The organism is Lunatimonas sp. (assembly GCF_020832325.1).
GTDB lineage: Bacteria > Bacteroidota > Bacteroidia > Cytophagales > Cyclobacteriaceae > Lunatimonas.
The window spans coordinates 33298-52391 of the sequence record NZ_JAFIEU010000008.1 but is presented as its reverse complement, the minus strand read 5'-3'; the positions used below and the strand labels follow the sequence as shown (position 1 = coordinate 52391).

The window sequence follows — 19094 nt, the reverse complement described above, 5'->3', positions numbered from 1 at the left end:
CTCATTTCGGTGTTTTCCAATACGAACTAATCAAACATTTTAAATACAGCAGAGATGCTGCTAGTCTTATGAAAGATCCACGAAAAGCATACGGGGATAAGTATGCGAAAAAATCCAATAAACCGGCCAATTCAAAAAACCAACAGCCGGAAGGTCAGTCTCCAGATAAGCCAAGCGCTAAAAAGCTCTACAAAGGGAGGGACAAGTCCCAAAAACCCGTGTATGAATGGGTAGAAGAGGCACCGACCAAGCAAAAAACCAATCCAAGAAAACCTTTTGCCGGCATCAAAAAGGATGGCCCTGGAAAGCAGGCCCTAACCAGGCCGGAGTACGACTTCAAGCATGAAAAAGACCGAAAGGTTGCTTACGCTGAGGAGGAAATCAGGCTAAATAAATACATCGCCAACGCAGGAATCTGCTCCCGCAGAGAGGCCGATAAACTCATTGAAAAAGGCGAAATCATCGTGAATGGCGAGGTGGTCACCTCCCTCGGGTACAAAGTAAAGCGCACCGATAAGGTATCCTATAAAAACCGAAAACTAAACCCCGAGAAGCCTGTATACCTGCTACTGAACAAGCCAAAGGATTTTATCACGACCACAGATGATCCCTTTGAGCGAAAAACGGTGATGCAACTGATTGCCAATGCCTGCGACGAACGGATATTTCCGATCGGTCGACTGGATCGGAACACCACGGGCTTGCTGCTATTCACCAACGACGGGGAGCTATCCGACCGGCTGGCCCACCCCTCCAATCAGATCAAAAAAATCTATCAGGTCACTTTGGACAAGCCCATTACGAAAAACGATTTCGAAATAATCCTAGAAGGGATAGAACTAGAAGACGGCCCCACCAAGGTAGATGACCTGCAGATACTTTCTAAAGACCGGACAATTCTTGGATTAGAGATCCACTCGGGAAAAAACCGGATCGTACGGCGAATATTTGCGCACTTCGGCTATGAAGTACTTGCATTGGACCGCGTGATGTATGCTGGATTAACTAAAAAAGACTTACCTAGAGGCAACTATAGGTTCTTATCCGAGTCCGAAGTAATCAATCTAAAATACCTTGGTAAATCAAAAAAGCCGTCGTAACGACCGCTTTTTTGATTTCTACCTTTTCTGCCTATTTTCCAAAAAATTAAAATAAAAACTGTATTTTTACTTCAATTGATAATTCGAATGACCTTGTTTTTTTCAATGAATGAGCAGTTCCAACCAACTAAATCTTCTCCGGGAAAGCTCCCTGGGTTACGCGGTTTTTAAGAAAATTAGCTTTGCTAAAACAGAAAAAACCAGTTTTGAAATCCTAGGGGCGAACACTTCGTTCTGGCAACTAGTTGGCTTGCCCGATGCGGATGTGCACATTCCAATCTCTTACGGCTCCGAGAATGAAGAAATATGGACGATCCTAAACCATGTAGCCGATAATCCTTCCAGAGGGGTTTTTACAGAAATATTTTTTCCAACGTTAAATAGGTGGTTTAAGTACGAATCCATCCGTTCAAACGATTCTGAGCTTGCCCTGCTGCTACAGGAAGTTACCGCCGAAAAAGAAATACAGCGGGACATTGAGGGATTTAGCAAGGCCAACTTAGACCTTCTTTGTGTGGTAGATGAATCCGGGCGGTTTCTTCGAGCCAATTTGGCGTGGGAGGAAAAAATGGGCTATCTCATCGATGAAATACTAACGAAGACCATTTTTGATTTCATCCACCCTGAAGATCTGGGATCTACCGAAACAGCTTTGGTAAAATTAAAAGAAGAGGGTACTCTTTTCAACTTTATCAACCGCTTTAAGCCCAAGGAATCTGACTATATCTACCTCGAATGGCGCGGCGTATTGATCGATGACCGCGTATATGCCTCTGCCCGGGACGTGAGTGTACGCGTCAAATCGCAGGTCGAACTGCGTCGTACAAAAGAGCTTTTGGAAGACGCTGGCAGGCTGGCCAACATCGGGGCGTGGGATATGGATATTGTCACGAATCGAATCGAATGGTCCACGATTACACGTGAAATTCATGAGGTAGCACCGGATTTTGACCCCAATATGGACGCGGGCATCGAATTCTATCAGGATGGATACTATCGCGAGCGCATCAAATACCTGGTAAACCGGGCCATTGAGACCGGGGAAGGGTACGATGAGGTCCTTCGTATCGTCACCGCAAAGGGAAACCCAAAATGGGTAAGATCTTTGGCCAAAGCCGAATTTAAGAACCAACAATGTGTACGATTATACGGTGTATTTCAGGATATTAATAAGGCCAAGATTGCGGAATTAGAACTGAACTATCTTGCCACCCTGCAAAATATTTTGGTGGAAATGGCTTTGACCTACATCAACATGCCACCGTCAGCAGTAGGCAAGTCGCTTGAACAATCCCTGAAGAAACTTGGTGAATTTACCGATGCAGATCGGGCGTACATTTTCTCGTACGACTGGGAAAAGGGAACGTACACCAACACCCACGAATGGTGTGCAGAAGGGATCGCCCCCCAAATTGGCATACTGCAAAAAATTCCGATCTCCGAGATTGAAGAGTGGGCAGAAATGCACAAAAATGGTAAGGAAATCCTCTGGGAGGACATTTCCATTCTACCTAAAAGAAGTAAAATTCGCCAATTGCTCGACACCCAAGATATCCAAAGCATTTACACACTTCCTATCATGAATATGTCCCAATGCATGGGGTTTGTTGGTTTCGACTTTGTCCGAAGAAGCTACACCTACAGGGAGAGTGAGAAGATTCTTTTGACATTTCTAGCCCAGTTGTTGGTAAACATTGAATTAAAAAACCGCACCCTGGATGAACTCATAACGGCCAGGGAAAGAGCCGAAGAAGCGAATAAGTCCAAGTCTGAATTTCTGGCAAATATGAGCCACGAGATCCGTACCCCGCTAAACGGAGTGATCGGATTCACGGAGTTGCTCCTCGGTACCAACTTAGATGCTATCCAACAGCAGTACGCTGCCAATGCCCACGTATCGGGAAAATCCCTGCTAGGCATCATTAACGATATCCTGGATTTTTCTAAAATCGAGGCAGGGAAATTGGATCTCGAAATACTGGAAACCAATGTATGGGAACTCGCTGAGGAGGCTATTGACATCATCAAATATCCGGCAGGGCAGAAGAATTTGGAGATTTTACTCAACATAGACCCTGACACGCCTCAGAAAGCCTATCTTGACCCAACGCGCCTCAAGCAAATCCTCATAAACCTGCTAACCAATGCGGTGAAGTTTACGGAAAAAGGCGAGGTAGAACTGCGGGTGACCTTTCAGGAAACGTCTGAAAACTCCGGTGTTTTTTCCTTTGCTGTAAGAGATACCGGAATTGGTATTCCAAAAGAACAACAGCACCGACTATTTACTGCATTTACGCAGGCAGACAGCTCCACTACCCGGAAATATGGTGGGACCGGATTGGGATTAAGTATTTCCAATTTGCTTGCGAGCAAAATGGGCGGTACTATTGAATTATTCAGCGAACCTAAACAAGGCTCTGAGTTTTTTTTCCAGATTGAGTGCGGGGTGTTATCGGAAAAGCAAGACGATAAACTCTCCAACGCGGCGATAAACCATGTATTGATCATAGACGACAACGAAAACAGCCGCAAAATCATCGAGCAAAACCTAAACCACTGGGGCATCGAACACACCAGCGCCAAGAATGGATTCGAAAGCCTAAAATTAATCAAAGAGGAGCCCCATTTTGACCTAGCGATTATAGATTATCATATGCCATTTCTAGACGGCATCGAGACCATAGAGATCATCCGCGACAAGCTTCAAATTGATGCCGCCGAGTTGCCGGTAATTTTGGCACATAGCCCATTGGATGATTCAGCGCTCAAAGCAGCCTGCGATCGGTTGGGTGTCAAGTATTGTTTGGTAAAGCCCATCAAAATCCGGGAATTGAAACAGGCATTTGTATCCCTTAAGCAGGGTTCCACTGTGGAAAATGCCGCTCCGGTGAAACCGATCACCGACGATCATGGGTCCTCCAAGGTCATTCTCATCGCCGAAGACGTCCCGATGAATATGTTGCTGGCAAGGACGTTTCTCTCCCGAATGTTCCCCGACGCCAAGGTCATCGAAGCAAAAAATGGCCTAGAAGCGCTGAACGTAGTACAGCATCAAGTCGTAGACTTAGTGTTAATGGACGTGAACATGCCCGAAATGGATGGAATAGCGGCCACACAGAAAATACGTACGCTAACCAATAAAGCCATTTCCAAGATCCCGATTATTGCGCTTACCGCTACAGCGTTAACCGAAGAAAAAGAACGGTGTATTCAAGCGGGCATGGATGATTTTCTCACCAAACCCATCAAACAGGAGGCTTTGTATACCCTGCTTATGCGATACCTCTACCAAACCACGAATAGTGAAAACAGCCCCCAGGAAAAAACCGATCGGGAGTCCTTTGACAAAATCAGCCTTTTAAAAGCTATAGACGGAGACCTACGCATATACCAACTAATGATTTCCTCCGCAGTTAAACTGGGAGGTGATGTATCGGAATTGATTCTCCATATTGCCCAAGAAAACGTTGGTGAAGCTACACGGGTTGCAAGCTGTATTATGGAGTCGGCTGAAACCATGCATTTCTGCAAATTGACGGATTTCATGAGGCAAATACTTAACCCTTCCACTCCGGATTGGAATCGATTGGAAGAGATCGCTTCCGACATCGCCCAAGAATGGGAATTGCTCAAACAAAAATTGGCTGGTGAACTGGAAGAACAGGCGCACATCCCTCTGGAAGGATAAAAAGAAAGCTCCAGCATCCTGCAAATCACGGATACATCTACGTATATTTTGTTAAAACATGCTTCTTTTCGGTTTATTATGCAAGACCTGGGTAACCTACGTATTCCTCTTCCCCTAAAAATCGTAAATCGATTGGAAATCGGCCTTTTGTTTGTTAATCGGAGCGGAATAATAACCCAATCGGATTCTAAATCCCGTGGGCTGCTGCAAGTTCCACAAGATTCGCTGGAAGGTCATTCAATTGAGGGGATCTTGCCTGTTCCGGTAACGAACGAAATCCTGGTACGCTTACGTCAGTCCCCTGACCAGCCGTTCGAGCAAGTACTCCAAATACTCTTTGAAGGTCGATTAACCATGCTGAATTCTTCCTGGGAGCCTACTCCAGATGGATTTTGGGTATTCGTGTGGCAGGAAAACACCGACAATAGCACCCAGTACCTAGAGTCCATACTTACAGCCCTTCCCGATTTGTTTTTCATCATTGACCGGGAAGGTAGATTTTTAGAAACGAAGTCAAAATGGACGAATGAATTAGCGCTGCCAGTTCCAGAATTTATGGGAAAAAAAATTCGGGAAGTCTTTCCGACCAGCTTGGCGGAACCAATGATGGCAAGGATAGAATCCTGCTTGAAAGATGGTCAACCTACTTCTCTCCAATACCAGCTACCTACCGAAAACGGCCTCCGGGATTTTGAAGCCCGGATGTCTCCTTTTGGAGAAGATAGCGTTATCGCACTGGCGAGAGATATCACTGCGATCAAGGAAACCGAACGCAGCCTTCAAAAAATGAAAGAGTTTTTGGAGCAGGCCGGGCAAATGGCGTTAGTGGGAGCATTTGAGTGCTTTCCCGCTACCAAACAGTTAAACTGGTCAAAGGCTACCAGGCAAATTCACGATGTGCCAGACGATTTCCAAGAGAATTATGAAAATGCCCTAGCATTTTTTGATGAGGGCGGCTGCCGACAGGCTATCAAGGAAGCGATCAGAAATACCGTCTTTACCAGCATCCAAGCAGATCTTGAGGCAAAAATCACCACCTTCGCCGGCGTACGAAAATGGGTGAGAGTGATGATCAATAGCGAGACAGAAAATGGTAAATGTGTGCGGATATATGGAATTATTCAGGACATAACTGAACGAAAAAAACTGCTCGAAAACCAGCAACAATTCATCAATGAAGCCCCTTCTGCCATTGCGATGCTGGACACCGAGATGCGCTACATGGCCTACTCAAAAAAATGGCTGGAGGATTACCAAATCTCCGAAAAAAATTTAATCGGTAAATCTCATTATGAAATCTTCCCAGAGATCGGAGAAGAATGGCGGGAAATACACGCCCAAAGCCTACTAGGAAAAAGCTTCGGACGGGACGATGACCGCTTCGAACGGGCTGATGGCTCTGTAAATTACATGAAATGGAAGATCAACCCATGGTATGACGGAGAGAAAATAGGTGGTATCATCATGCTGACCGAGGACGTGACCAAAGAAAAACTGGCATTAAACAATCAACGAAAACTCAGTAAAATTGTGGAGGAATCGCTAAATGAGATCTACATCTTCAATAGAGACCTCGCTATTTCTACCGCCAATGCCGCTGCTACCAAAAACCTCCAATACAACACCGACGAGCTCACCCACATGCGCCTTACTGATTTGACACCGGATATTTCTCCGGAGGATTTCAAGGCAAATTTCCTACTTCCTCTATTTGACCAGGAAGATCGTAGTGTTACCGCAGAGGCGATTCATCAACGGAAGGACGGGTCTACCTATCCGGTAAAAATTAACCTCAAAAGACTCGTAGTAGATGGAGAAGAGTACTTTGTAGCTATCGTATTGGACATCACCGAAAGAGTAAACCACATTGCCGCCATCGAAGAACAAAACCGTATTCTGAAAGAAATCGCTTGGATGCAATCGCATGTAGTGAGAGCCCCACTCTCCCGAATGATGATGCTGCTTTCTCTACTTGAAAACAAAGACATTGTTTACGGTGAAAATGACCTATTGAAAAGTCGAGAAGACGTGATTCAGTCGGTACAGGAAACGGCACTTGAAATCGATAAAATCATCAACGATATTTCACAGAAAACAAAGATTCTAGACCCATCCACCGAACCCCCCGCGCCGCTACATCTACCAAAATCTGCGCAAGAAACTACAGAGCCGGAGCTTTGGATAGTAGACCAGGATGAATTAAGCCAATTGGTAAACAGGTACGCCATTATTCAACAGGAGCTATCGGAGCGTCCTAGACAGTTTCACGACGCCGAAGAGGCCTGGAGTGCGCTGCTTGACGCAAACCAACGAGATCGGTCAATATTGGTGCTATTAGACCTAGACACCATGGCACAGGGGAAAACAGACTGGTTTAAAGCATTGAGGTCGAGTGCCATCCAAACCAACCTAGCCATTGTCACCATGAACGAACACGGCAATAAACCACAGGAATCCAAATGGAAAGGACACCCCTTTATACTGGCGCACATATCCAAACCCCTCAAAAAACTTCAGATAGCTCAACTTCAAACCATTACCCAAAGTCTGAAACGTTCCAGCTAGCTATCTTCGTTTGATCACATAGTTTTTTATAGGACTTTGCATCACGGCGCGCTGTAGCTTTCCTTCTGTATACTCGTATCGATTTTTATTTCCATTTGCCAATGATTCATACCCTCCTTTGTCTACTCTGAACACCTCTCCAAACACGCCATAGTTTTCTGCCAGCATCCGGTCGGTCTCTCTTGGTTCCTCAAAAAACAACCGGACCGCACTATAGGTCACCTCCTCGGAAATCTCGTCCCTCAGTTCGTATTTATACGACTTAGCGTCTACTTGGTATACCTCACCATCTAGCCAAACCCTGGACAGAAAATCTCCTCGATTGGTTGTTGACTCCACACGAGACGAAATAAATCGTTCTCCGAAATAATTGACTTCCGTTAGATAATCTATATTGATTTGGCCAAATAGCCAAAAGCTAACCTTAGATGTCAACTGAAAATACGTAGTGTCTCGAGCATCCCATTTCTTTGCTTCCATCTCCCCAATGGTGAAGCCCGCTACGGTAATATCATACCGATGAACCTCCTGCGCACTACTTGCACTAAACAGAAACACCTGAAAAATAAGAAAAAGGAACACTCTGTATATATTTGCTGACATGCGTATATTGGTTGAATAAGTAATGGGGATTTGGTCTTTGAAAGCCATACGATTTGGCTAGGGCCAAGTGCGCAAAAACAGGTCGCTAGCGGACACCTACCAAGATACTTCTCCCAAAAGCAACAATCTAAATTAAAATAGGTTCAAGATAGTATGCATAACGACTATTTGCTAATTTGCGGTATGATTCTGACCTCCTCTTACCCCATTCAAGCCCCAATCTGCACCAAAAAGGCTAAAAACAAAAAAAGCCCAGGTAGAACCAGGGCTTGTGGTGATGAGTGGGCTCGAACCACCGACTCACGGATTTTCAGTCCGATGCTCTACCAGCTGAGCTACATCACCTTCTTAAAGTGATGCTAAGGTAGGTATTTGTGCGGTTTGTACAAATGATTTGACACGAAAATTTAAATTGATAAACCAATTTATTCACAATGAGCATATTAACCACGGTATTTTTTTTGGCATTATTGGTCACTTCGGGAGTGGTCCTTTTCAGGCGGATAAAGTTTATACGGACGGCCATTCTTCTCGGAAAGCCTGAGCCCCGGAACGACCAAAAACCAACCCGCTGGAAAACGATGGGGCTGATAGCCTTCGGTCAGCAAAAGATGTTCAAACGGATCCTTCCTGCTTTTTTGCACTTATTGATTTACGTGGCCTTCATCATCATCAACTTGGAAGTATTAGAGTTTGTGATCGATGGATTAACGGGCTCCCACCGTTTCTTTGCACCCTTTTTGGGCAGCTTTTATACCATCGCCATGAACATCTTTGAGTTTCTGGCCTTCGCCACCCTGGTTTCCTGTGTGGCATTTCTCGTTCGACGTAACATCACGAAGGTCCCACGTCTGTCCATGAATGAGCTAAAAGGCTGGCCGGCCTTGGACGCCAATCTGATCCTGATTATTGAAATAGTGCTTATGTTGGCGATCTTGACCATGAACGCTACCGATCAGATACTAGCTCAACGGGGCGTGGATGGATACCGGGAACTGGGTGGATTGCTATTCAGCACCCCACTTCAGCCACTTTTTCAAGGAATGGGAGAAACTGCCCTGATCCTCACCGAAAGGACCGCTTGGTGGTTCCACATTATCGGTATCTTGGCATTTGCCGTTTATGTTACGTACTCCAAACACCTCCACATATTTCTTGCCTTTCCCAACACATGGTACTCCAACCTACAGCCGAAAGGGAAAATGAAAAATATGGACGAGGTGACCCGTGAAGTGAATCTCATGTTGGGTCTAGGCGGAGACAATGGTAACGAGCCCTCTGAGGTAAGCCGGTTTGGCGCCAAAGACGTAAATGACCTTAACTGGATCAACCTGATGAATGCCTTTGCCTGCACCGAGTGCGGTCGATGTACCGCTGAATGCCCCGCAAACATCACTGGAAAGAAATTATCCCCTCGAAAGATCATGATGGATACCAGAGACCGAGCAGAAGAGGTGACGAAGAGCCTGCTAGCGGGTGGCCCTGGACTCGAAGACGGGAAATCCTTGCTGGGAGACTACATAACCAAAGAAGAGATCAATGCCTGCACCACTTGTAACGCGTGTGTGGAAGCATGTCCGGTAAATATTGACCCCCTTTCCATCATTTTAGAGTTGAGACGCTACACTTCTATGGAGGAAAACAGCAGCCCTGCACAATGGAATAACATGTTTCAAAATATAGAAACCAGTTTCTCTCCTTGGAAATTTGCCCCTACGGACCGGTTTCGATGGGCAGATGAGCTGAAAAAGAAATCTTAACTTTGTAATCTTAAACGTTAAACCGATGAGCAATACATACAAGGTACCAACCATGGCTGAACTAGCCGGAAGTGGTGAAATGCCGGAGGTGCTTTTTTGGGTTGGTTGTGCCGGTTCCTTTGATGAAAGGTACAAAAGCGTCACGCAGTCCTTTGTGAAGATCCTAAACGCTATCGGCGTTAACTTTGCCGTGCTGGGAGAAGAGGAAACCTGTACCGGTGACCCCGCAAGAAGGGCCGGCAATGACTTTCTCTTTCAAATGCAGGCGATAAGCAATGTGCAGGTGCTCAACGGATACGGCATTAAAAAAATCGTGACTGCCTGCCCACATTGTTTTAATACGATAAAAAACGAATATCCCTCGCTGGGGGGTACCTACGAAGTACTCCACCATAGTCAATTCCTACAGCAGCTCATCCATGATGGCAGAATCGTCCTGAAAGGAGGGGGCGCCTTCAAAGGTAAAAAAATCACCTTTCATGACAGTTGCTACCTCGGCAGAGCCAACGACGTGTACGAGGCTCCCCGGGAAGTAATCAAAGCCTTGGACGTGGAGCTGGTAGAAATGAAACGTTGTCGGACAAAAGGGCTGTGTTGTGGGGCCGGAGGTGCTCAGATGTTTAAAGAACCCGAGCCCGGAAAAAAGGACATCAATATAGAGCGTACAGAAGAAGCGCTGAAAACAGGAGCAAAGACTATCGCGGTCGGTTGCCCCTTTTGCCTGACCATGTTATCGGACGGCATCAAAAACAAAGAAAAAGAGCAGGAGATCAAGGTAATGGATTTGGCAGAAATCATCTCGCAGGATCAGGGCCTATAAACGCAAGGGATACGCCACTGCTGCCGCCAAAACAAAAACAAACGCAACTTTCAGCGCGTTTATGAGTTTAGATGTACGGATTTTTGTATCATTATCCTTGAATTGCACGTTAAACCTTTACAGCACAAGATTTCAGCCTGATCGGGTGAGTCAAAAATTATAGCGATTATGTACGTTCCTTTTGAAGAAATGCCCTACTCTTCGCGGATTTGGATCTATCAATCCGATCGGCCCTTTACGAAGGACGAAACCACATGGATAGCGGATACACTGAGGGCCTTTTGCGATGGATGGAACACCCATGGACAACACATGGCTACCTCCTTTGAAATTGTACACCATCAAGTCATCATTCTGTCAGTAGATGAGCGCAGCTTTCCAGCCAGCGGGTGTTCTATTGACAGTTCTGTCCGGGTGTTGCGAGAGATTGAAAATACATTGGGGCTAAACCTCCTTGATGCCGGAAAGATCGCAGTGGTACACCAGGATAGTCTCTCTGTCAGCAAGCTAAGTGGCATCAAAGCGGAAGTGCTTGCTGGAAATATCCTGCCGGAATCAAAAATCATTGACCCGACAGTCAGCAAAAAAGCAGATCTTATGGAAAATTGGATCATCACAGCTAAAGACAGTTGGCTAAAACGGTATTTTAATTGATTAAACTCGTATCTTAAACAGCGTCGTCCAACAGATAGCTCAAACATGAATCGCGGTTTTACTTTCGTTCTTCTTCTCCTCGTCCTCATCTCAGGCTGCAAAAGCCTACACCAAAAAGGAATTGGCCAGTTTAGTTCCGGTGAATATCAAATTGCGATCGCTACATTCAACCAAATACTCGAAAAAGAACCCGATAACAAAGAAGCCAATTTTTACGTCGCAGAAAGCTACCGACTCTCCAACCGGATCGAAAACTCGCTACCGTACTATGAAAAGCTCCTAGAACAGGAGGAAACGTTTGACAATTACTATCATAAAGGACAAAGCCTTAAAAGTCAAGGTAGGTACGAAGAAGCCACAGAAGCATTTAAAGCTTCAAAGGCCTTCACGCAAGACGACCGACTACAGGCCCTGGCAGACAAGGAAATCAGAAACCTCGAATACACCGCGTCCATAGAGCCTATTTGGCCCAATCACAAGTTAGAAAACTACGAACTGCTCAACACACCCGGTATTGACTATGCACCGGTAGTGAGCGAAAATTACCTTTATTTTACCAGTTCCCGAGGCGGTGGAGGGATTTACTCGGCTGTTGGTCAGGGATATACCAAACTGTTTCGTGTCCGGGCAGATGGAATCAAGGTAGACGTTCAAAACATTCAACCCATCCCGGAATTTAGAAACGAACAGGGTCTAAACCAGGGCACGATCGCCATCAGTCCGGACGGCAATACCATGATTTACGCAAGGGGCAATTCTGCGAGCAAGCGGGACCTCCCAGATGTCAGCCTCTTTGCATCCTACTTCCGAGGTGGTGGATTCACGGAACCCATTTTCATGGCACTAAACGAAGAACCTGAATATTGGAATTCCACTCCAGCCTTTAGTCCAGATGGTGAGACCCTCTATTTTGCTTCCAACCGCCCCGGAGGATATGGAGGCATTGACCTTTACAAGGCTACGAAGCTGGCAAATGGAGATTTTGGCAATGTCCAAAACCTAGGACCGGAAATCAACACCGCCAGAAACGAACTATTCCCAAGGCCCATGCCCAATGGAGAATTCTATTTCTCCTCTGATGGCCACCCCGGATTTGGCAAACTGGACATTTTTGTCGCCCGCCAAGAAGACGGTAAAACAGTCATCAGAAATCTAGGACCTAATATCAACTCCACGGCAGATGATTTTGGCATCTTCTTCACCAACTACCCCAAAGAAGGCTTTCTAACCTCCAACAGGGAAGGTGGAAAAGGGGATGACGATATCTACTTTTTCCAAGACCTTACCCCGAAGCCAAAGGTGGTCAACGTGTTGTTAAATGTCACCACCTATGCCACCACAGACTCTGGTGGGGAGGAAATTTTGCCACAGGTTCGGGTAATGCTCTATGACCAAAATAATCAAAACGTAGACGGTAACTTCTCCAATCAAAGCGGACGCCTTCGGTTCCAGTTAGAACCGGATCAGACCTACAGTATTATCGCCTCCAAGAGTGGCTACTTCAATAAAAGCCTCACCTACAGCACCATAGGCAAAACGCCCCGGCAAGAAGAACTTATTCAGGATGTGACCAACGTGGTGTTGGATACGATTGTCATCTTGGATCCGCTGATCTTAGAAAAGGCGATTGTGTTGGAAAACATCTACTACGACCTGGACAAAGCAGACATACGGCCAGACGCAGCGCTTGAATTAGACAAACTGGTACAGATACTCAAGGATAACCCGCAGATCCGCATCGAATTGAGCTCGCACACCGATGCCCGCGCCAGTGACTCGTACAATGACGCTCTTTCACAGCGAAGGGCGGAGTCTGCCGTGCAGTACCTGATTTCTCAGGGAATAGCTGCAGACAGGCTAGAAGCGAAAGGCTATGGCAAACGCCAGCTCATCATCGAAAATGCACAGACCGAAGAGGAACATCAGGTGAACAGAAGGACGGAATTTAAAGTCATAGAAATCACCCAATAATTTGTTTACCTTTGCCCCCTGACCAGCAAAGTACCCAGCTTATGAACGAAAGGTATATGCAAAGGGGCGTATCGGCCTCCAAAGAAGACGTGCATCAGGCGATTTCCAAATTGGATAAGGGCATTTTTCCGAAAGCGTTTTGTAAAATCGTGGAAGATGTGCTCGGAAATGATCCGGACTATTGCAACGTCATGCATGCCGATGGGGCGGGAACCAAGTCCTCGTTGGCTTACCTCTACTGGAAAGCAACCGGTGATCTAAGTGTATGGAAAGGCATTGCACAAGATGCCATCATCATGAATACAGATGACTTACTTTGTGTGGGCGCTGTAAACAACATCCTGGTTTCATCCACAATCGGCCGAAACAAGAACCTTATCCCAGGAGAAGTCATTTCAGCCATTATTAATGGTACAGAAGAGGTACTTCAAATGCTGCGTGACCATGGTGTGCATGCCATCCTCACCGGTGGAGAAACCGCCGACGTGGGTGACTTGGTACGAACCATCATCGTGGACAGCACAGTCACTTGCCGCATGCGCCGCGAAGAAGTAATCTCCAACGACCGAATCCGTCCCGGTGATGTGATCGTGGGTCTCGCGTCCTTTGGACAAGCATCCTACGAACAGGAATATAATGGAGGCATGGGCAGCAATGGACTTACCTCCGCCCGCCACGACGTGTTTGGCAATGAAATCAAACAACGCTACCCGGAAAGTTTTGACCCATCGGTTCCAGAAGATCTGATATACAGTGGCAGTTTCGGGCTTACCGATCCGGCACCCGGCACTCCCTTGGACATGGGCAAGTTGGTACTGTCTCCTACACGTACCTACGCGCCTATTATGGTAGAAATTCTAAAATCCCTCCGATCGCAACTGCATGGGGTAGTTCATTGCAGTGGTGGGGCGCAGACAAAGGTATTGCACTTTGTGGAAAACCTCCACATCGTGAAAGATAACCTGTTCGAAACACCTCCCCTTTTTCAGATTATTCAAGCACAGAGCGGCACGGACTGGAAGGAAATGTACAAAGTGTTCAATATGGGGCACCGGATGGAGCTCTACTTGGACGAAAAGTATGCCGACGAAGTGATTGCGGTCTCCAAATCTTTTGGCGTAGACGCTCAAATCGTAGGACAAGTTTTAGAAGGTCAGGGACAAAACCTGACGCTTAAAAGCCCCCACGGTACATTTCACTATAGCGGGTAGACCGTGAACCGTTTTCGCTAAAACTACATGCTGGCAAAGATCTTAAAATCGATTGCAATCGTTATTTTTCTACTCATTGCACTGCTTTTCGCCGCAGTGACCGTTGTGGACTGGACTCCGTACAAAGAGACCTCCTACTACCAAAACACCATCCATTCCATCGAACATATCAATTGGAACCGTTCGGATACCGGCTACCTACTTGCCGGATGGGCAAAGGAAAACATCACGCCGGATGTCCCTAAGCCCTTAATACCCTACAAGCCCAGAGGAGACTACGAATTCGTGTTGGACAGCAACTTTGTGCGTACGATCATCGTAGGAAACGGCACCCACTATATGGCCTTTGTTAACTACGAGATCCTTTTTGTACATCCCTATTTGGCCGATGCGGTGAGAAAGCAGGTACAGCAAAGCCATCCGGCCTTGAACCAGTTGTATTTTACGACCACACACACCCATAGTGGCTATGGAGGATTCTCTCCGGGACTTATCGGAAAACTCACCATGGGGGGATTTGACGAGGAAGTCATTCGTCTGTTGACTGAACGCACCATCCAAAGTCTCCATCAGGCTTGGGATTCCATGGATACCGTTCGCTTAGCCTATAAAAAAACCGATGCAGAAGCTTTTGTTACCAATCGCTTGATCGCGGATGATCCGATAGACCCATTTATCCGACAGCTCCGCCTGGAAAACGCATCCGGTGAATCCTGCCATCTGACCACGTACAGTGCACACTCCACCCTGCTACCCGGAAAATTCATGGGCTTGTCCGGAGATTACCCTCATTACTTCAATCTGTACAGAGAAAAGGAGGCCGATTTCTCCCTGTTTGCATCAGGTACCGTAGGCAGCCATAGACCGGTAGGCCTTGGATCCGACCCAGCCAGTGTGGAGAAATATGCGTTTAAACTCGACTCACTGGTTCGGGCAGACACGATGCCCACCACTACCCAATCCAATACCCTTTTTGCCGCTGCAAAAGTACCCGTCGAATTGAGAGATTCCCATTTTCGGATTGCCGACAACTTACGTATTAGGCCTTGGCTTTTTAACCTGCTCTATGGAGACAGCCCCGCGCATATGGATGTAGTCCGGATAGGAGATAACTTGTTTATTTCCAGCAGCGGGGAAATATCCGGAGTATTCTATGACTACTGGGATCGCCTTGCAGCAGAAGAAGGACTGAATCTCTTTGTAACCTGCTTTAACGGTGGCTATATCGGATACATCACACCGGATGAGTACTATCATGAAAAGCTCTATGAGGTAAGAGATATGAATTTCTTCGGACCTTACAATGGTGCCTACCACAGCGAACTTTTGGGTAGACTAGTGCAAAAAGCTGGCTCACTCGATTAAGGAGCAAGCCATTGCAACTCCCAATCTGCACCTTTTCGTTCAAAACCTGCCCTGATATGGGTAAATCCGTCCAGTTGCATTACATCCAACTTATCAGCAACGACCTCCACAACCGTAAAAAAGCGGTCATCGATAGACTTGGGCCATGTATGGGCGTCACTGGGATGGTCAATGCGGTGCCCCGGATGTACCAAGGGACCGTAGGCCTTTCTGGCTTCTCCCTGAATACCCTGCCAAAATAACGCGGTCGTATCGTCTTGATGGTGTACCTGTGCTCTTCCTTTTACCCGAATCTGCACCCGCATCTCGGGATGGTAAAACAAAAGAGATACCTGCGGCTTGCTCATCATCTGCCCTACCTTGGAGGATCTAGAATCCGTAAAAAAATAAAAGGTTAAATCATCGGTAAATTCCCGCAAGACTACATAACGGGATTCCGATCCGTGGGTAGATAGGGGGAAAAATCGAAATGGATGATTCGGGCTTTGCGCTCCCTCAATCAACTCCTGTTTTACGCGCCGAAAAACCTCTTCCAGCGAAGTGTGTCCATCAAATAGCATCCGGTTCCTCCATTTAGGTGAGCAGGTACCCAAGGGGGTCCCTGCTTTTTTCGCTTAAATGTACTTAGCTTTAGCGATTGGTTTGCCGCCAGAGCCGAAAATCTTTATCGTTACGGGACGCCGGACTATAGTTTACGCCACTTAATGGTACATCCAATGGCTTTGGTACGCTCTTCCCGTACCGATGCACCCGTAAGAACCGCTTCCATGGCTTCGTCCACGTATTTCTTGGTTACGGCTGACTCATCTTGGTAATTGTTATCGATGGCACCGATGTATTTGACGATAAAATCTCCTCCTGATTTTTCCAGCAGATACACCTGAGGAGTGTTTGTTGCTCCGTAGGCCTTTGTAATTTCCTGCGTTTCATCGTAGGCATAGGCAAAAGGGAAGTTCTTTTTCTTCGCCCGTTCTTTCATCTTTTCAAAACTGTCCCCTGGGCTTATCTGCGCATCGTTCGGATTAATGGCAATAAGCGGATAGCCCATAGGAGCATATTTGTGATGCAAATCGATCATTCGGTCTTCGTAGGCCACTACATAGGGACAGGTATTGCAAGAAAACACCACCAAAAACCCTTTGGCATCGGTATGACCTTTTAGGGAGATCCTATCCCCATGGACTGTCTTCAAATCAAAATCCCTTGCCTTGTCTCCTACCTGATAGCCCTGCTGGGCAAAGGCAGAAACCGTTCCCATCCAAATGAAAACTGCTGCGATCCATAACGTAAGTTTATTCATAGCGTTCGTCATTTAAGTTTAGTGATTAGGTTTATTAATGCGTCTTCGTCAAGCTCACCTTCATGGAAAAACCGTTTTCCATCGGATTGGACAAAAAGCGTAGCTGGGATGGCTCCGGACCAATCCTTGTTTACCTTATCGATCCAACTGTTAAAATCCACATCGTTCAACAAAAAAACCGGTGCCTTTATCCCTCTACGCTCAATGAAGGAGTCTACCCGTTCGGGCCGCCGTCCGTCATCCAGCGATATAAAGACCAGATCAATGTCTGCGTTTTCAGCATTTACCTTCTCAAATGCAGGCATTTCCTTTACACAAGGGGCGCACCACGTAGCCCAAAAATTATAAATGACCAGCTTGTCAGATGACTGGTTAGCCATCTTTTCAAATTCCTCAAACGAAATGATACGGACGCTGTCCATTAAATGCGCAGGAAGCAGCAGGCCCCCAATAACAATCGATAAATACATCCATACGTGTACAAGTGAAGTCATAAGCTATCCAGAAGTCAATGCGTAAAAAAAGGGGTACCCATGAAAGAGGTACACCCTAAAGAATACGAAAAGAGGCTCAAGAGGTTGTGATTCAAGCCTATTACTCGTTCAAAATCTGATTGATAAAGTAAACACTCTGTGGAATTTGACTAACCGATCGGGAAGACTCATCTTCAATAATCAGGTACTCTACACCATTCTTTTTGGCCTGACGGATAATACCTGCGATATCTATATCACCCGTGCCAAGTACTACATTGGTCTCCACGTCTCCGGTACCATCGGTGGTGCCGGGCGTACCGGTCTTTCGGTCCTTCATATGCAACATTGGAAACTTACTGGGGTGTTTTTTGAGCAATTCCAGTGGATCACCCCCACCCATTTGAACCCAGAAAACATCCATTTGAAAATCAAAATCACGGGCCGATCCGATCATAAAATCAAATAGGGTCCCATCTCCGTAGGCTTTGAACTCGTACCCATGAGGGTGATAACAAAAAGTAAGCCCGGCATCCCGAGCAAGTTTACCAGCTGCGTTGAAAACTTCCACCGCATTCCTTGCCTCTTCTATTCCAAACTGACCGGAAGTATGGGGAATCCAAAAGGTAACAATGTATTTCGCCCCAAACTCCTTGGCTCGCTCAATGACTGCCTCTGGATTGTCCCGCATTTCCTCAAAGGACCCACCGATTGACACCATTTGCAAACCATTTCGCTCTAGCAGCGAACGGTAATCTTCATCCGACATCCCATACGTACCCCCGCCCTCAATATACCGAATGCCCCATTGGTCAATGATCTCGTGGTATCGCTCCACATCCAATTTCATTTGATTTCGTAGACTGTACAGCTGCAACGCAATCTCCTGTGCACTTACCATAAGTGATAATCCTGAAATTAAATAAATAAGCAAAAAAGAAATCAATCTTGAGGTGTAACTAGTCATGGGTCGATTGTTAATTAGGTACCGATTTGGGAATATCCCGAAAAACCAAGTTACTTAATACTAGGCGGATTTCAAAAAAATCAACAGTTTAGCTGGCCCGATAATCTACCGTAGCCTATCGATGTTGGAAATGACTAATGTTCCTTAAAGCGATCGATAACGTACAAAAAGAGGTTAAATGAAAGTGTGGATTTCGCTTCTGACTTTACCTCTCTCTCGTCTCTTTCTGATCGCTCTTTATACCCAATTTGCTCCCGTCCCTCTTCTACTTTTTCTACCGATTCTCGCTTGGCGGAAGCATAATCGGAGGCCGATTCTTTGTTTTGCTGCACCGTTTCGCTTGGCTTCACTACATCTGCAAATGGCCTATCTTTGTCTGACTGTGCTTGAGAATAAGATGCACTTACGAAGCAAAACACCACGACAAGTCCGCCTGTCAAGAGAATTCTAGCGAGTGAATTGGAAAATGAGTTCATTTCGGCAGAGACTATATGAGTGGTACTAGCTTTATTGTCAGGTAAATTTAACAAAAACAGTATATTAATCAAAAAGATAGCCGTTTTGTTTCGAGAATTTCAAAAAATCCTGCACTGCCTGCCTACCGCAATTTTTAGTAA

15 protein-coding genes and 1 tRNA gene are annotated in these 19094 nt (G+C 46.1%); 9 read left to right on the top strand and 7 right to left on the bottom strand.

From position 1 onward, the window contains the following. Positions 1–68: 68 nt before the first annotated feature. The 3 genes from JJU34_RS02265 (at position 69) to JJU34_RS02255 (ending at position 7353) form a co-directional block, all read left to right on the top strand. Entirely contained in the window at positions 69–1100 is a 1032-nt protein-coding gene (locus JJU34_RS02265; protein ID WP_228690696.1) for a pseudouridine synthase, read from the top strand. A gap of 109 nt (positions 1101–1209) precedes the next feature. Then, on the top strand, positions 1210–4788 hold the full coding sequence (locus JJU34_RS02260) for a response regulator (RefSeq protein WP_228690695.1): 3579 nt from the start codon (positions 1210–1212) through the stop codon (positions 4786–4788). 78 nt (positions 4789–4866) lie between these two features. After that, positions 4867–7353, top strand: coding sequence for a PAS domain S-box protein (locus tag JJU34_RS02255; protein ID WP_228690694.1), 2487 nt, complete (start codon positions 4867–4869; stop codon positions 7351–7353). Here JJU34_RS02255 and JJU34_RS02250 read toward each other — a convergent pair whose 3' ends face one another. Both JJU34_RS02250 and JJU34_RS02245 read right to left on the bottom strand, forming a co-directional pair. Continuing rightward, complete coding sequence (locus tag JJU34_RS02250; protein ID WP_228690693.1) at positions 7354–7956, bottom strand: DUF6134 family protein; 603 nt, start codon at positions 7954–7956, stop codon at positions 7354–7356. A 272-nt stretch (positions 7957–8228) separates the two neighbouring features. Continuing rightward, positions 8229–8301 (bottom strand) — tRNA-Phe (locus tag JJU34_RS02245). Between the two features lie 89 nt (positions 8302–8390). On the opposite strand from JJU34_RS02245, the gene JJU34_RS02240 reads away from it, so the two are divergent. The 6 genes from JJU34_RS02240 to JJU34_RS02215 all read left to right on the top strand — a co-directional run bounded on the left by JJU34_RS02240 (position 8391) and on the right by JJU34_RS02215 (position 15737). Further along, positions 8391–9716: a 4Fe-4S dicluster domain-containing protein gene (locus JJU34_RS02240; RefSeq protein ID WP_228690692.1), complete on the top strand. Its 1326-nt coding sequence runs from the start codon at positions 8391–8393 to the stop codon at positions 9714–9716. Positions 9717–9741: 25 nt separating this feature from the next. Next, entirely contained in the window at positions 9742–10536 is a 795-nt protein-coding gene (locus JJU34_RS02235) for a (Fe-S)-binding protein (RefSeq protein ID WP_228690691.1), read from the top strand. A gap of 168 nt (positions 10537–10704) precedes the next feature. Next, positions 10705–11190 carry a hypothetical protein gene (locus tag JJU34_RS02230; protein WP_228690690.1) on the top strand — a complete coding sequence of 162 codons (486 nt, stop codon included), beginning with the start codon at positions 10705–10707 and terminating at the stop codon, positions 11188–11190. Positions 11191–11235: 45 nt separating this feature from the next. Then, positions 11236–13161: an OmpA family protein gene (locus JJU34_RS02225; RefSeq protein WP_228690689.1), complete on the top strand. Its 1926-nt coding sequence runs from the start codon at positions 11236–11238 to the stop codon at positions 13159–13161. A gap of 41 nt (positions 13162–13202) precedes the next feature. Beyond that, the gene (locus JJU34_RS02220; RefSeq protein ID WP_228690688.1) at positions 13203–14372 is read left to right on the top strand and encodes an AIR synthase related protein; all 1170 of its coding nucleotides are present in this window, start codon (positions 13203–13205) and stop codon (positions 14370–14372) included. A gap of 27 nt (positions 14373–14399) precedes the next feature. Beyond that, entirely contained in the window at positions 14400–15737 is a 1338-nt protein-coding gene (locus JJU34_RS02215) for a neutral/alkaline non-lysosomal ceramidase N-terminal domain-containing protein (RefSeq protein ID WP_228690687.1), read from the top strand. On the opposite strand, the gene JJU34_RS02210 is transcribed toward JJU34_RS02215, so the two are convergent. The 5 genes from JJU34_RS02210 to JJU34_RS02190 form a co-directional block, all read right to left on the bottom strand. After that, positions 15734–16297, bottom strand: coding sequence for a pyridoxamine 5'-phosphate oxidase family protein (locus JJU34_RS02210; RefSeq protein WP_228690686.1), 564 nt, complete (start codon positions 16295–16297; stop codon positions 15734–15736). The genes JJU34_RS02215 and JJU34_RS02210 overlap by 4 nt on opposite strands. A gap of 125 nt (positions 16298–16422) precedes the next feature. Next, the gene (locus JJU34_RS02205; protein WP_228690685.1) at positions 16423–17037 is read right to left on the bottom strand and encodes a thioredoxin family protein; all 615 of its coding nucleotides are present in this window, start codon (positions 17035–17037) and stop codon (positions 16423–16425) included. Between the two features lie 8 nt (positions 17038–17045). Then, positions 17046–17531: a TlpA disulfide reductase family protein gene (locus JJU34_RS02200; protein ID WP_228690684.1), complete on the bottom strand. Its 486-nt coding sequence runs from the start codon at positions 17529–17531 to the stop codon at positions 17046–17048. Between the two features lie 100 nt (positions 17532–17631). Then, complete coding sequence (locus JJU34_RS02195; protein WP_228690683.1) at positions 17632–18477, bottom strand: sugar phosphate isomerase/epimerase; 846 nt, start codon at positions 18475–18477, stop codon at positions 17632–17634. Positions 18478–18611: 134 nt separating this feature from the next. Next, the gene (locus tag JJU34_RS02190; RefSeq protein ID WP_228690682.1) at positions 18612–18953 is read right to left on the bottom strand and encodes a hypothetical protein; all 342 of its coding nucleotides are present in this window, start codon (positions 18951–18953) and stop codon (positions 18612–18614) included. Positions 18954–19094: the final 141 nt, after the last annotated feature.

Excerpts from the sequence above, each read along its gene's own strand:
- JJU34_RS02255 (WP_228690694.1), top strand. The coding sequence starts at position 4,867 with ATGCAAGACCTGGGTAACCTACGTATTCCTCTTCCCCTAAAAATCGTA.
- JJU34_RS02250 (WP_228690693.1), bottom strand. The coding sequence starts at position 7,956 with ATGTCAGCAAATATATACAGAGTGTTCCTTTTTCTTATTTTTCAGGTG.
- JJU34_RS02265 (WP_228690696.1), top strand. The coding sequence starts at position 69 with ATGAAAGATCCACGAAAAGCATACGGGGATAAGTATGCGAAAAAATCC.
- JJU34_RS02220 (WP_228690688.1), top strand. The coding sequence starts at position 13,203 with ATGAACGAAAGGTATATGCAAAGGGGCGTATCGGCCTCCAAAGAAGAC.
- JJU34_RS02260 (WP_228690695.1), top strand. The coding sequence starts at position 1,210 with ATGAGCAGTTCCAACCAACTAAATCTTCTCCGGGAAAGCTCCCTGGGT.
- JJU34_RS02240 (WP_228690692.1), top strand. The coding sequence starts at position 8,391 with ATGAGCATATTAACCACGGTATTTTTTTTGGCATTATTGGTCACTTCG.
- JJU34_RS02205 (WP_228690685.1), bottom strand. The coding sequence starts at position 17,037 with ATGAATAAACTTACGTTATGGATCGCAGCAGTTTTCATTTGGATGGGA.
- JJU34_RS02210 (WP_228690686.1), bottom strand. The coding sequence starts at position 16,297 with ATGCTATTTGATGGACACACTTCGCTGGAAGAGGTTTTTCGGCGCGTA.
- JJU34_RS02195 (WP_228690683.1), bottom strand. The coding sequence starts at position 18,477 with ATGACTAGTTACACCTCAAGATTGATTTCTTTTTTGCTTATTTATTTA.
- JJU34_RS02190 (WP_228690682.1), bottom strand. The coding sequence starts at position 18,953 with ATGAACTCATTTTCCAATTCACTCGCTAGAATTCTCTTGACAGGCGGA.
- JJU34_RS02225 (WP_228690689.1), top strand. The coding sequence starts at position 11,236 with ATGAATCGCGGTTTTACTTTCGTTCTTCTTCTCCTCGTCCTCATCTCA.
- JJU34_RS02215 (WP_228690687.1), top strand. The coding sequence starts at position 14,400 with ATGCTGGCAAAGATCTTAAAATCGATTGCAATCGTTATTTTTCTACTC.
- JJU34_RS02235 (WP_228690691.1), top strand. The coding sequence starts at position 9,742 with ATGAGCAATACATACAAGGTACCAACCATGGCTGAACTAGCCGGAAGT.
- JJU34_RS02200 (WP_228690684.1), bottom strand. The coding sequence starts at position 17,531 with ATGACTTCACTTGTACACGTATGGATGTATTTATCGATTGTTATTGGG.
- JJU34_RS02230 (WP_228690690.1), top strand. The coding sequence starts at position 10,705 with ATGTACGTTCCTTTTGAAGAAATGCCCTACTCTTCGCGGATTTGGATC.